Below are 14567 nucleotides of genomic sequence, written 5' to 3' on the forward strand. Positions count from 1 at the left end.
CACGCGGTCCGCTTCGCGCTCGAACGCGTCGCCGGCAGGCCCAATCGGCTCCTTGAAGCCGAGCGAGGCCGCGCGGCGAGCGCCGCCGTTTCCCCTGCGTCGCGGGCCCGGGGATCTGGTCGATTGGCTCATCTTCGTCTCGCCCGGTCAGCGTCTTGCCGGATCGCCGATGCCTGCAACGCGGATGAGCGTGCGGACCTCGTCGTCCGTCTCACGCGCCAAGTGCTCGCTCAGCGCGGCGCGCGCCGCGGCATCGTCCATGCGGATGAGCCCGACCGCGGCGGCGTGGCGCCGCGATGCATCGTCGCTGGCGAGGAGCTGGCGCAGGGGCGCGAGCACCGCAGGCGCGCGCGTATGCCCGGCAAGCATCGCGGCGTGCTTGACGACATCGGGATTGGGATGGTCGAGAAGCGCGACCAGCTCGCCGACGGCCTCCGGCGTGCGGAAGGCTGCCAATGCCTCCATGGCTCCCGAACGGACGATCGGATCGTCGCGGCGAAGCGAGCGATGCAGGGCGGCGCGGATCACGGGGATCGTCTGCTCGACACCGAGCTCGCCGAGGATCAGCAGAATTCGCCGGTGTGCCATCAGGCCGAGGCGCTCGTCCTCCAGCCCGTCCAGGAGGAGCGGGATGCCCTGCGCGCCCTGCGCGATGAACGAACGCCTGGCCGCGTCATGGATGGCCCATGCATCGCTCGCCAAGTCCATGAGCTGCACAGCCGGGAGGTTTCGAGGCGTGGTCATGCGTGCCCTTTCCTACGGACTCGCGCCGAAGACGAGCTTGACCTGTTCGGCGAAGAACTTCTTGTCGCGCTCGAGGATGTTGGGCGATGCGTCCACCCTTCGCTTCAATTCCGCGACCACCGCCCTGGCCACCTCGGGATGCAGGTTCTTCTTCAGTTCACCGAGCTGGCGGGGCACGTCCACGTCCGGCTGGTCGGTGGGATTGGGCGGCGCGGTCCCGGTCTCGGGCTTGCTGTAGCGCCGCTCCCGCAGCTCCGCGAAGATCTCCGTCTCGGCGTACTCGTAGACCATGAAGAACTTCTGTCTGAGCGTGGGGTCCGTCTTCCATTTCTCGCGCTCGGCCTCGGGCAGCTTCTCCAGCGCCTCCATCATGATCTCGGTCGCGTACGCCTTGCCATATTCGAAGTGGCCGCCCAGTTCATGCGCGACGTTGGGCCAGACGTTCTTGGGATCCTTCTCGGCGAGATCCACCCACATCATCCCGACGTTCAGCTTGTTGCCGAGCTGGGCGCCGAAGTAGTCCTGCTCCAGCGCTTCCTTGGGAACGAAGTTCAAGCTCTTCCCCTTGACCACCTTCTCCAGCTCCGTGCCCGCCACGCTGGCGACCACCTTGGTCCAGGCAGCCGCTGCGCGCTTCTTCCAGTCCTCCTGGGTCTTCGCATCGAGCTTGGTCCATGCGTCGGCCGGCTTCGGCGGATCGGCGGCCTTCGTCTCCTGCTTGATGATGTCGTCCACGGTCACCGTGGGCGGCGTGACCGGCGGCGGCAGTCCGGACTTCTTCGCGGCCTCCTCCGCCTCCTTGCGCTTCTTGTCTTCCACCTCCTTGCGCTGCTGCTCCAGGAAGTCGTACTGCAATCCGCCCAGGCGCTCAACTTCCTTCTGCCGCTCCGACTTGCCGCAGCGGCTCAGCCGCAGGCCGGTGCGGATGCGGGGCGCGGCATGGACGCGCACGCTGCCCATCGATGCCTTCGCGCCGCTCCAGAGCGAGGACACCGCCGCGACGGCCGAGCGATCGGCGTCCGCCTCCAGGCGTCCCGCGCCGTCGGGCGACTTGGCCACCGGGTCGGCCGCTTCGGCGCCGCCTTGCTGAACCACGTGCGCCAGCTCGTGCGCGATGAGCGCGTCTCCCGCCGGCGTGCCCGGGCGAAACTCGCCCGGGCCGAAAGCCACGTGCCGCCCGAGCGTGAAGGCGCGCGCGTTCAGCTCGTCGGAAAGGCGCGCGCCCTCGGCATCCGCGTGCAGGCGCACGCCCGAGAAGCTGGTGCCGAAGACCGGCTCCATGCGGCTTCGCAACTGCGCGGGCAGCGCTTGCCCTTCGCCCATTTGCTCGCGCACGGAGCCCGCCTGCTGCGCCGGGCGCGGCCCGCCGGGCCGGGCCTTGAAGAACATTCCGCCGAAACTGCCCAACAGCCCGCCGCCCAGCATCGCGCCGCCGGGCATGTCCTCCGGCACGCCGGTGATCTCGCCTGTCTTCGCCCATATCGTGGCGCTGCGCTGCACCCTGGCTGCGACCGACCGGATGTAGACATCGGTGCTGGTGGCGCCGCGTGCTTCGGGTGCGTAGCGCTGAATCGCGAGTTCGACCTGGCTCGCGCTGCGCTCGCGGTAATAGTCCAGCCAATGGTCGATCCACGGGCAGCCCTGCGAGTCGCGTCCGGTGCCGGCGAGCGCGCCGTCGACGGCGGCGCAGATGTCCACCCGCAGCGCGGCCAGGAACTCGCTCTTGCGCATCTGGCCGCCGGTCGCTTCGGCATCGTCTTCCGTCAGCAGAGTCGGGCCGGTCTGGGCGGCCGGCTTCGTCGAAGCCGCGGGTGACGCGGGCGCGGCTTCGGCCGTCGGTTGCGGGGCCGACTCCTTGGCTGCCCGCTGGATCACTTCCTCCGGTGCAGCCGCAGCCGACCAGCCCAGGCGACCCGCGCGCGCCGGCCCGCCTTGCGCCACCACGTCAGCGATGCGGTCCGCTTCCCGCTCGAACGCATCACCAGCGGGTCCGATCGGCTCCTTGAAAGACCCTGCCCCTGCGCGACTGCCCAGTTCAGAGCTGAAAGGGGACGCACGAGGCAGCTCCTCGCCGCCCCTGCGTCGTCGCGTGCCCATGGGTTTCGATGAGTTGCTCATCGCAGTTTCCGCGCGGATTGGATTTGTTTCGAACAGGTGCTCTTGTTCACTCCGTCTGGCTACAGGTCAAGTGCGCACTCCTTCTTGCCCGTCTTTGCGGCACCGACGTATTCCCGGGCGGTCTTGCAAATGTCAGCGTTCACCGCCTCATCGACAGCTTTGTTATACGCGCCACTGGGCTGCATGACGGTGCCCGCTGGCCCATGGGTTCCGATACCCATTGCATGCCCAAGTTCGTGACCCACGATGGTGGGGTCACTGCCATCCACCAGGATGATCTTCGCGCTTGCAAGCCCAAAGTCTTTTGTGGTGCCACCTCCAGCAACCATCTTGCCGGCATTGGCTCCTCGCCGAATCGTGTCGACGATCGCCAGTTGCACGCCGCCAGCGATACCCGCGTCCGCAAAGAGCGCGCTTTCCTCGGCAGTCAGGGGCGCGCCGGAACCTGCATCGTCGATCTCCTTATAGGCACTCTTGCTCACCGTCACCGGGGCATCGCCCACCACATTGATGCAGCATTTGCTCCAGACACGTTTCGCCGACGCCAACGACGGCACGCTCGTCGGGGCTGAACCGTCGTCCTCCGCCACTCGAATCGGCTTGATGCTCACCTGCAATGTCTCCTTGGATTCGTTTTTTGAGCATCGCGACAGCTGGAGACCGGACTTGAGGCCCGGTCTCAAATCGGCAATGCCTCCCTTGACTCCGCCCCAAAGGGAAGCAACCACGCCGATTGCCGAGCGATCTGCTTCCATTTCCAGACGTCCTGTGCTCTCGGGTGCCTTGGCCATCATGGTCTGCGACTCAGCGCCGCCTTGCTGCACGACATGCGCCAGTTCATGTGCGATCAAAGCGTCTCCAGCGATGCTTCCCGGACGGAACTCGCCCGCACCAAACGCGATGTGCGGGCCTACTGTGAAGGCCCGCGCGTTGAGTTGATCCGACAGTTGCGCGCCCTTGGCGTCCGTATGGAGTCTGACGCTGCCGAAGTTCACGGCAAATGCGGATTCCATGCGCGTCCTCAGATCGCCGGGCAGCGCTTGCCCGCTGCCAAGTCGTTGACGCACCGACCCCGGGTCTTCGCGGCGCGCCCCGCCAGGTCGAGCCTTGAAGAACATCCCCCCGAACGCGTTGAGTACAGCCCCTCCTGGCGACTCGCTTGCGGGAACGTCTTCCGGAACCCCTGTGATCTCGCCAGTCCGTGCCCATACCTCCGCGCTGCGTCGAACACGTGCCGTCACGATCCGGATGTAATGCTGAGCACTGGTCACCCCGCGGGCTTCAGGGGCGTACCGCTGCAACGCACGCTCGACCTCGACGGAACTGCGAGCCCCGTAGTAGCCCAACCAATGATCGATCCAGGGGCAGCCCTGCGAATCTCTCCCTGTGCCGCTCAATGCATCATCGACCGCCGCGCAGACATCTGCGCGAAGCGCGGTCAGGAACTCGCTCTTTCGCATCTGGCCGCGGCTCACTTCGGCATCATCGTCGGTCAGCAGATGCATTGCGGGCTCGGCGCGCGCCTCCGAGGGACTCGCGGGGGTATCGGCCACCACGGCAGTCGGCCCGGAAGGCAGACCGGCCTCCTGCGTTTGCGCCACGGATTCCGTAGCCGACTCCCTTGGCGCACGCCGTATCTTCTCCTCCTCTTCTTCCTCGCACTCTGCGCACTTGCGCTGAATCGTTCCGTTCGACGTGGATGCGGCGGACCACCGCGGCTGGCCGCCCGACCACGCGTCGCCTTGCATCACCGCATCCGCGATCCGGTCCGCCTCGCGCTCGAAAGCATCGTTCGCTGGACCGATCGACTCCTTGAACAAGCTTGCGCGAGCCCCGGGCAGCGCGGCCCCGGAAGACTGCCCGCGCTGCGCGCTCGCGGCCTGGCTGGTGGAACTGCTCGACCTGCTCACCAGTGCACCCGCTGCGGCATTGCTCTACCCGATCGGCGGCCGCGTCCCGCCGCCGCCGGTTGGCGCGGGAGCAGGTACGGGTGCCGGCGCCGGCGCAGGCGCAGGCGGCGCCACCACGATCGGCGGCTCATTGCATTTCCACCAGTACGGCGCCAACGACAGCAGCATGCGCCGGCACTTGCAGTTGTCGATCTTCGAGACCACGCCCTTGGCGTCGGTCGTCACCTCCGCCAGCACCACCCAGGGATCGGTCGGACAGGGAATGCAGTCCGGAATGCCGCTCGGCTTCGTGAGCTTGTCGAGAACGGGCGGCTCGGCATGCGAATCCGGGCAGTGGTCGAGCACGCAGATCTCGTAGCCGTCGCGCCAGCGCGAGTACTCGCAGCTCGTATCGTCGCAGCCGCATCCCACGGGCTGCACGCGCACGGGGCGCGAAGGCATCTCCTTGTAGCGCACCGCGATGTACCACGGCGTGTTCGCCTCTCGCGCATCCAGCGTACGGTCGGAGCACAGCGGATCGACGATCTCGTCGCAGGCATCGATGCTGTCGACCTCCACGCAGCGCGTGCGCACGTCGAAGCAGATCTCGCGCTCGATCACGATCTCGTCGCCGTAAGGACCGAGGATGTAGCCCGGCTGGACGATCACCTTCCAGGGCTTCTTCGCTTCGACCACGCGCGTGCCGCAGACCACGCCCCAGCCGTGGAGGTAGCGGTTGATGCGCCGCATCTTGTGGCGGAAGTAGTCCTGGCCCAGCGTCAGGTCCTCGGAGGTCACCAGTTGCCGCGCGAAGAAGCGCGGCCGTTCGATCGACCCTTTGCCGGTCGCGGCATCGGATGCGGCCGTCGATCCGCAGCCGCAGGTGCTTTCGGTCATCTTTGCCATGGTCGTTCCCCTCAGTGCTTGCCGGTGCGCCGGTTCTGCGTTTCATGACTCAGCGAGAGCACGAGCTCCCACAGCAGGTCGAGGCTGTAGACAATCGGGCGCACCGATATGTCGATGTGCGAGAGCTCGACCGTCCCGTCGCCCGAAGGCAGGCGGATGTTGGCCAGCGTGATGCACGCGCTGCCGGAGCGCCGACCGCAGGGCGCGCTCACCCACCGCGCCAGCGCGCGGTAGTCCACGTTGTTGCCCTTGATCAGGTCGGGAATGCTCGAATCGACCGGGATGTCGGGCGCTTTGCCTGGCTCCAGGCGAAGCTCGTAGCCCTCGCGGATGGCGCCCGGCGAGCAGCGCTCCGGCCCCTCGCAGCCGCCGGACAAAACCGGCTCCGGATCGGTCTTGCATTCGTCGTAGCAGATGACGAGGTGCACCCAGTCGTCGTCGCAGCCGTCGTTCTTCTTGCCATTGCTGCCGTTGTTGCCCTCATCCACTGGCTTCGGCTCGATCGGAATCTCCTTCGACCGCGAAGGCACGACGATCTCGCGGCCGCGCTTGTCGAGCGCCACCCCCGGCAGCACGACGACGCTGTGATCGTCGTCGCCGACCTGCACGTCCAGGCCGCAGACCACGCCGAAGCCGGAGATCAGGCGGTTGAGCATCCATTGCTTGCGTTTGAAGTAGGCCTGCTCGGACTCGAAATGCCGAACATCGAGCAGCTGGCCATGGAAGTAGCGCGGGCGCGAGAAGCTTCTCACCGCGTCCGCTGCTGCATAGTCGTCGTCCATTGCTTTCTCCTTGATCAAGAAACTACAGCTGCGTACCCGTTCCCAGCCGGCTGTCGATGCCCAGCTTCGCGCGGGGCTGGCCGTCCAGCACCAGCGCGGATTCGCCCAACGGGCCCGGCGCGGGGCCACCGCCCAGCAGCGTGTCGATGCCCAGCCTGGCCTGCCAGCCGATGCGGATGCCGACGTCGATGACGCACAGCTCGTACAGCGTGTGCGCCGGCTTCTCGCGCTCGACGATCGCCCTCACCTGCTCCAGCTTGCCGGCGCACGCCAGCTCGCGGGCATAGAGCCGCACGACGAAGCGGTAGGCCGCGGCGTCGAAGAGCGGCGTGCCGAAATCCTCTTGCGCGATCAGCTGGGAGCCGTCCAGCGTCGCGGTGGTGCCGACCACCGCGCCCTGCGGCTCCGCCGCCGCCAGCACGGTGTTGAAGCCGAGGATCGAATCGCCGCCGTCGACCCAGGTTCCGGCCTCGCCGGGCTTGCAGCTGGTCGAGAGCGCGGGCATCGACCACCAGCCCATGGCCTGCAGGGGCTCGTCGATCCACGCGCGCACGCCGGCCTCGGCGCGCAGCGCCTCGCGCAGCCCCTCCACGGTGCCGCGCCGCGCATAGCGCGCGTAGGCGCCGGCGATGGCCTCGCGCTGCGCGTCGTCGTTCTGGACTTCGGGCAGCGGGAGCGCGAGGAAGCTCGCGAGCCAGGGCAGCGCATCGCCCGGCGCCGCGGCAGGGTCCAGCAGCGCCGGCAGGTCCTGGATGCGCGTCTCGAATTCGTCGAAGAAGCTTTCGAAGAGGCTGACGTAGCGCAGCAGGAAGTTGCTGTTGTCGGCCTTCAGCAGCGTCGGTGCATTGGCGGCCCAGTCCTTCTCGCGATAGATCTCGGGCAACTGAGGCAGGTAGCTGGCCTGGTCGAAGTCGAGCCGCGCCTGCGACAGGACAGGCGTCGCATGACTGTCGTTGGCGAAACGCGCGCCGATCCACAGCGCCTCCTGGCGCGTGTCTCCGAAGCTCAGGAAGAAGTCGCTCACGTCGTCGCCCACGGCGCGCCACGGCGCGGCGAAATGGCCATCGGCTGCGGGCGAAGGCGGCGGTGCGTTCGCCGCTCCCGCATGGACGAAGAACTGCACATGGGCGTCCGCCGGCAGCGCGATGTCCGCATGCAGGCGGTTCCAGAAATGCTTGACCGCATCGACCGTGATCGCGCCGCTCCAGAGCCAGCCTTCCGGCCTGAAGCTCTGGTCGATGCGCAGGCGCAGCGGCGCGATGCAGCAGCCGGGCGACACCAACAGGCCGCCCGCGCGATCGGGCGCAAGCGCGGCCACCGGTCCTTCGTAGCCGGCCGCGTGGCCCGCGAACTTGTAGGCGCCTGCACGGTCCCGCCGCAGCACGGTGATGCGGCGGCGCTCCGGATCGCCCACGTAGAGAACGCCATCAACCACCGTGAATACGCTGGCCCCGCTGATCGCTGTTTCGGCTTCCTCGATCAAGCCGGCTGCAGAGAAGACGCAGATGTTGTGCGTCTGCCCATCCAGCAGGTAGACGAGATCCTCCTCCCCTTGTCGTTCGCAAGCCACCGCGAGCGGGTCGGTGACCCGGCCGCTGGCCTGCGCCATCTCCCAGAACGCGGGAACCGGGTCACCCGCGATGCTGAACTGGTCGACGCGCTTTACTTCGGTATCGACGACGTAGAGATTGCCGTCCTCGTCCAGGGCGATCGACACGGGCCGCTTGAACCCGTCCAGGATCTCGATCAGCGCCATCGTGCCCAGGTCGAAGACCTGCACGCGATGGTTGCCGACATCCGCCACGTAGAGCGCGCGCCGATGGCTGGCTACCCCCAAGGCCGCCGGCTCGCACATCTGCGTCGCGCCCGAGCCCTTTCCGCCGATGCAGGCCGCCGCCTCGACCTGATCGAAGCAGCCGTCGATGCGGCGGATGACCGCATGCGACGGGTCGGAGAAGTAGATGCTGCCCTCCTCGTCGATGGCGACGCCGCCGGGCAGCTGCACCGATGCAAGCCGCTCCAGCTGCGGCGGCAGGACGCCATCGAGCCGCGGCACGGGCATCAGGCGCAGCGCGCCGTCGGCGCCCAGTTCGAGCCCGGCCCAGCCAAAGCCCGGCCATGCGCCGTCGTCGTTCAGGTGACGGTAGGGCCGCGTGTCTTGCGTCATGGCGTCTCAACCTTCCACGCCGATCCAGTCGACCGTCCAATTGGTGTTGGTCTGATCGACCAACTGCTTCTCGAAATTCGGGTCCGTCTGCGGATTCGGATCCGAGGGGTCTTCCGGCACCTTCGAAAGCAGCGAATCCGGAACGAGCAGCGAGAAATCGAAGCCGGACTTGTTCGCCGCCAGCAGGATGACGAAGCCGTCGAGCACGCGCTTGACGTCCCGGTTCTTCACCCGGAAGGTGAATTCCCGGCTGCCCAGCAGTTGCGCCGAATAGCACGGCGGCGTGCGGAAGCCGGCGGCCGTGGCGTCGATGCTGGCCGTGAGCTGCAGCCCGACCCCCAGCGAGGTCGGCCCGTTCGGCAGTTTCCATTCGAGCTGGGTCGCGTTGCCGCAGGCGACATAGGGCTGCTCCGCCGGCTTGGCGTTGCGCCGCTGCGCGAGCGACAGCGGCAGGTCCAGCTTGCAGTTGAGCACCTGTGCGCGCGCCAGGCGCAACTGCAGGCCCTTGACCACCGCATCGCGGAGCGTCTTGTCGGTGGGCAGCCGGTCCGGCGGCGCGCCCAGGCGCACCCAGCAGAACACCGGCGCCTCGCGCAGGCGGATGGCGCCCCTCGCCGCGCCGCACACGCCATCGCGCGTCTCGGCTGCATTGAGCGCGCGCTCGTCGGGATAGGACACGGTCAGGTCGAAGAACACCGGCCCGCCGAAATCATCGCCCGCGACCGGCGGCACGGGCTCGATCGCGGTTTCGGTCAGCACGATCTCGCGTCCTTCGGCATCGATGGCATAGCCCGGCTGGATGACCACCTGGCGGTCGCCCTTGTTGCCGCTGGTGGCGAAGCCGGCACCGATGCCCGGCTGGTGCAGGCTCTGGTTGTGGAGCCAGCGCATCTGGCGGTTGAGTTCCTCGACCCCTTGCAGATCCGAGGCGAACAGGCGCTGGCCGTTGAAGAACTGGTTGCGCTCGACGAAACGGGTGTCACCGATGATCGACATGGTTTCAGTCCTCCGAAGAGTTGTCCTGCCCGCAGGGTTCGGCAGGCTGCCGCCCGGGGCAACCGAAGGCCGGCGTGAATTCCTGCACGCAGCCGGTCCAGCGCACAGAGAGCTTCTGCTTCTGCGCGAAGGTCGCGAAGGCGCGTGGAAACTCGGTGTTGAAGCTCGTGATCAGCGACAGCGTTTCGGGCCGGAAGCGAAAGGCCGCGTTCGCATCCAGGCGCAACAGCCCGACCCGTCCGCTCGCGGCTTCGATCAGGATGGGGAACACGCTGCTCGACACGAAGCGCCCGCTCAGCAGGTCGAGGCCATAGGCCACCGAAGGCGCCGGGCGTTCGAGGCCGTCGCTCGTCTCCATGCGGACGAAGGGCTGCAGCTGCGAGGGAAAGGACTGCTGCGCCCCCGACAGGTAGCTCACGGCCGCGGGGCCGACGATGCCGCCGTCGATCCAGCCTTCGTTCACGATGCCGTCGCCGTGCTCGATGCCGGGCAGCGCGAGGGTCAGGATGTTGCCTGCGACTGTTTCGACCAGGCCGGGGTTCGAGTTGTCGGCGTAATGGGTCAGCATGCCGACGACGTCGTTGTCGCGAAACTCGAGCTCGCCGTCCACTTCGATCTCGGTCGGGTCGATGCTGCCGACGGCCGTCAGCAATACGCGATCGCGCCAGTGCACGCAAGCGAGTTGCTGCCCCGGGCTCAGGGGTCCGGGCGATTCGCTGAGAACGATCTGCGTGCCGCTGGCCGCGACGACCTGCACCACCGATCGCGCGGCCGCCGTGCCATCGACCGGCAGCAGCACGACGCTGTCCCCGGGAGCGAGGCGACCCGGCTCCGCGACCACGATCCGTTCTTCCTGCGCGTCCTGCGCGACCACCGTGGCGATGCCGGGGAACACGCCGATGGCGAGGGTGTCGAGCCGTTTCAGTTCGGCGAAGGGCGTGGCCAGCGTCAGCGTGGCACCCTGCACATTCGTGACCGGCACCGGCGCGGAGAACTCGTCCCCGATGCGCAGCACCACGAAGGACCCCGGCACCGCCGCGTTTGCGCGACCGACGACGACGCGGGTCGTCGCCGGGACATCCACGCCGCTGACCGTGGTCGCGCAGCGCCAGTTCGCCGCCACCACCTGCTCGCCGACCTGGACCTTGTCGAGCGTCGACCCCAGCTCGAGCTGCTTCTTGCCGGCGTTGATCTTTTCAACGAGAGCGATCTGCCCGGGCCGGCCGACGACGGACACGAAATCGCCGACGTCAAAGGGGCCGACGGTCTGCACCTTGATGACGCTTCGGCTTGCGGGCTCCAGGCTCTGGACCGTGATGGACGCTTCCGCGGGCGCGACGCGCTTGAGCGCGGCGAGCTCCCCCGCCGGCAGCAGCGGCTCGGCCTCGATGACGGCGCCGCTGCGGCTCGTCACCTTCGCGATGGTCGCGAAGGGAAGCTTCTGCGCATCGAGCAGGACAAGGGTCATGCCGACCGCGACGGCATGGCTCGCGGGCTTCAGTTCGATCGACATCTTCGAACCGTCCGCGGACAACGCTGCGCTCTTCACCTCCACCGATGCGGCCATGCGCGCAGCCGTGAGCGCGTCCGTGGTCTTCCAGTCGTCGAAGGGCTCGCCCACCGTGAGCTTGCCCTGCGCGACGCGATCGATGACGGCGAGCTTGCCGTCCGCCGTGCGCAGCAGGACATCGCCCTTCTTCACGGGCGGCGCGACGGTGAACGTTGCGAGCACGGCGGGGTCTGCGGGCTGCACCTCCACCACGGCGGCGACGCGCGGCAGATTGCCCACCGCCAGTTCGCTCCCCGGCCCGGCGCCCTCCAGCGGCGCCTCCAGCGACAGCTTGCTCGCCGAACTCTCCAGCACACGCACCACCGAATCCGCCCGCGGGCGCAGTTGCGCGACCATGTCGCCCTTCCTGAAAGCCGCGGTCGCGCCCACCTCGACCTGCAATCGATCGCCGATGCCGCGCGTCGTCGCGGCCGCGCGCGAAGAATCGAACCAGGCGCTGTAGCGCCGCCGCGCGATCTCCGTCATCAGGAGCCGGAAGGTGAACCCGTCCACGGTGGCATCGGCGACATGAGGGAAGAAGGCCGGCGCGAACTCGGCCTTGGCAAGATCCCACGCCTGGCTCTGGATCGTGGCGATATAGCAAGGCGTGCGCGTGAAGCCGGCGGCCGAGGTGTCGATGCGGGTCTGCACGCCGACCACCTTGTTGCGGAATCCACCCTTGCCGTCGGGCTCCTGGATGGTCCAGGGCTCCCACGGCGTGTCGCCGCGCACCGTCTCGCCGCGGGCCAGCCGGGGCTTGGCGAGGGGCCTCGCCTGCCGGGAGCGGAAGTCCGGGTCCAATGCGCCTTCGGCATTCAGCTTCGCCAATGCCACGCCTTCCACCGGCTCGAAGACACCCTTGACCCAGGCCAGCTCGAAGTCCGCATCGAGCAGCAGCGCTTCCTCGGGGACGCAGGCGGGGTCGGAGCTCGTGCAGCAGGAAGAAGAATCGGAAGAACCCTTCGCAATCTTCCTTGGACGCAGCAGCAGCCAGCCGGCCTCCATCGGCACGGTGATCCGGCGCGGGCGCTGCAGCAGCAGCTCGCGCCCGCGGCAGTCGTAGGCCATGCCGCAGGCGACCTCGTAGATCGCCAAGTCGTCGCTGACCGTGGTCACGCCGAGGCCGAAGCTCACGCCCTCCGTCGAATGGAGCGCGCGGTTGTGCAACCGGCGCCGCAGCGCATCGAAGCGGCGCTGGTCGCGATCGTCGGCGGCGCGAAGCGTCTGCCCCTGCCAATAGCGCAGCCGCTCGAACTCGATGCGGTAAGGCGTCGACATGGTCATTGCACCTCGATCTCGTGGCTGCCCGCGGCCACCAGCCAGGTGGGTTGCAAGCAGAGGTTGCCGCAGGTGGGCTCGCAGCCCTGCGCCATCAGCTCCAGCGACAGCACGTGGTCCACGCCGGGCGTCTCGTCGATGACCTGCATCAGCTCCGCGCGGTAGACGTCGCGGCCCAGCGGCCAGCCGGTCTTGTCCGGGCCGCCGGTCAGCGGATGGAAGAATGCGTCGATCGCCGCGGCCACCTGCCGGGCCAGGCGCGCCTTGTCCTTGCCGTCGAACGCCCTCAGCCGCGCGCGCACGGCCACTTCGAGGTAGCGCGGTGCGCTGACCACAACGCGCGTGCCGATCATGCGGCGCCGCTCCAGCCGCGTGCTGACGGCGCCGATCAGTCCCGTGCTCGGCGAGGGCCGCGACGCGGGCAGCGAGGGCAGCACGATGACGGTCACCACGCCCGGTGCGCTCACGCACTGGAGGCCGGGGTACAGGTTCGGCCGCGCGATGGCGCGCGCGACCCGCATGCCCGGCGTCGCGCGGGCCAGGGCTTCGAAATCCTCCACGGTCACCGCACGCAGGCGCGCCTCGCGCGACTCGATCCCGCGGCCGATCGCATGGCTCAGCGTTTCGGCCGCCTCGCCGGCTGCCAGCTCGATCGGCGGGCTCGCGGTGATGCGCCCGATCACGCCGGGGTCGGCCAGCAGCACGCGGTTGCGCGGCGTGTCGGCGATGCCGGACACACGCACCATCGCCGGGGCCGGCTGCATCGCTTCGTAGAAGGCGAAGAGCAGGCAACCGGCGGGCACGACCCGGCCTTTCTCACCATCTCCGAAGCTGATGTCGCCGCTTGTCGGATCGAGCAGGAAATGCGCGTCCGCACGTTTGGACGCGGCCAGATCGTCGACCTGCCGCCACGACCGCCAGCGCGTGCCTTCGAGGCTGAAAAGGCGCAGTGTCGATTCCAGCAGCGGTCGTCGGCCGAGCGTGATCACCTGGCCGGGCTCGGCACTGCCCGTGCCGGCCAGCATGGCCTGCACGGTCAGCAGCCCGGAGGCGCCGGCAGTGGGCGCGACATAGCCCAGCACCATGAAGCGCGGCGCGTCGGGGTCGTCGTCGACCGAGAGCTCGGAGAGCTCGCCGCCCTGCATCTTCAACCGCAGGCCGGTCTCCTGCCCGGGGGTGACCGGGCCCGAGACCACGGCGCCGCGCGCGATGGTCCACGACTGCCAGACCGGCACCGACTGCACCAGCTCAACCGCGTTGGCCAGCACGCGCCCGGCGCGCGGCGCTTCGTCGAAGGCGCCCTGCGTGAAGCGGCAGCGCAGGTAGCAGAGCGCTTCGCTCACCGCGCCCACGGCCATGGCCTTCATCGGCTTCGCCGGGCTGACGCGCACCGCGCCGCTGAGGGTGAACGTGCGCGTGTCGTCCCGCGATTCGAGCGGCAGCCATCGCGCGGACCCGCCGACATCGGCGAGGTATTCCCACACGGTGCGCGCGCTGTGATGGCGAAGCATCCCGGCGGCGTTCGTGTCGGCTTGAATGCGCCGGCGCTCTTCGGAACTCGCCAGCGTGCCGCCGACGAAGAAGTAGAGCTGCGCCCACGCGCCGACGGGCAGCGGCTGGTCGAAGCCCAGGTAGATCTCGGCGCCGGGTCGCGGGTCTTCGCCGAACAGCGCGATCGCTTCACGCCGCGTCCATGCTGCCGTGATGTTCTGGAAGCCGTCGGCGTCCTTGCGCTGGATGGCGCGCAGGGCGGCCGGCCCTACGTCGATCGCGGCCGTCGACGTCAGGACAGCGGCCGTGCCGTCGAGCCTCGCGCCGGCAAACTCCAGCGATGCGGGAAGCGCCACCGGGCTCGTGCCCGTGGCGATCTGCAATGCGACCACCACCGTGGCGGGCCGCGGTGGCTTCGGCCGGATGTCCATCAACTGGAGCAGGCGGCGCTTCTGCCGGTCGGTCAGGCGGTTGAGCCGGAAGACGTCCGTCTCGGTCACCCAGGCGAACAGCTCCATCAGCGTGATGCCGGGGTCGGAGGCGTTGTGGTCCGTCCATTCGGGCGCATGCAACGGGATGAGCGCGCGGCCCTGCTCCACCAGGTCGGACCAGCGGCGATCGTCGAGGTTGGGCAGCGAGATGGACAT

General features: G+C 68.5%; 9 protein-coding genes. All 9 read right to left on the reverse strand.

What is annotated here, in order from left to right; all coding sequences use genetic code 11:
- Window positions 1–147: 147 nt before the first annotated feature.
- The 9 genes from ACSQ9I_RS18310 to ACSQ9I_RS18350 all read right to left on the reverse strand — a co-directional run bounded on the left by ACSQ9I_RS18310 (window position 148) and on the right by ACSQ9I_RS18350 (window position 14567).
- On the reverse strand, window positions 148–744 hold the full coding sequence (locus tag ACSQ9I_RS18310) for a HEAT repeat domain-containing protein (RefSeq protein ID WP_436314011.1): 597 nt from the start codon (window positions 742–744) through the stop codon (window positions 148–150).
- A 12-nt stretch (window positions 745–756) separates the two neighbouring features.
- Window positions 757–2862: an eCIS core domain-containing protein gene (locus tag ACSQ9I_RS18315; protein ID WP_436314012.1), complete on the reverse strand. Its 2106-nt coding sequence runs from the start codon at window positions 2860–2862 to the stop codon at window positions 757–759.
- 59 nt (window positions 2863–2921) lie between these two features.
- Entirely contained in the window at window positions 2922–4682 is a 1761-nt protein-coding gene (locus ACSQ9I_RS18320) for an eCIS core domain-containing protein (RefSeq protein WP_436314013.1), read from the reverse strand.
- A gap of 114 nt (window positions 4683–4796) precedes the next feature.
- Window positions 4797–5657, reverse strand: coding sequence for a hypothetical protein (locus ACSQ9I_RS18325; protein WP_436314014.1), 861 nt, complete (start codon window positions 5655–5657; stop codon window positions 4797–4799).
- An 11-nt stretch (window positions 5658–5668) separates the two neighbouring features.
- Complete coding sequence (locus tag ACSQ9I_RS18330; protein ID WP_436314015.1) at window positions 5669–6439, reverse strand: hypothetical protein; 771 nt, start codon at window positions 6437–6439, stop codon at window positions 5669–5671.
- 22 nt (window positions 6440–6461) lie between these two features.
- Window positions 6462–8606 (reverse strand): phage tail protein, encoded by a 2145-nt coding sequence (locus tag ACSQ9I_RS18335; RefSeq protein ID WP_436314016.1) that lies wholly within the window; start codon window positions 8604–8606, stop codon window positions 6462–6464.
- Between the two features lie 6 nt (window positions 8607–8612).
- Complete coding sequence (locus tag ACSQ9I_RS18340) at window positions 8613–9602, reverse strand: hypothetical protein (protein WP_436314017.1); 990 nt, start codon at window positions 9600–9602, stop codon at window positions 8613–8615.
- 4 nt (window positions 9603–9606) lie between these two features.
- Entirely contained in the window at window positions 9607–12429 is a 2823-nt protein-coding gene (locus tag ACSQ9I_RS18345) for a hypothetical protein (protein WP_436314018.1), read from the reverse strand.
- A gap of 2 nt (window positions 12430–12431) precedes the next feature.
- Entirely contained in the window at window positions 12432–14567 is a 2136-nt protein-coding gene (locus ACSQ9I_RS18350) for a putative baseplate assembly protein (RefSeq protein ID WP_436314019.1), read from the reverse strand.

Origin of the sequence: Variovorax sp. LjRoot84 (assembly GCF_964254305.1) — a bacterium.
In the GTDB taxonomy this organism is placed as follows: Bacteria; Pseudomonadota; Gammaproteobacteria; order Burkholderiales; family Burkholderiaceae_C; genus Variovorax.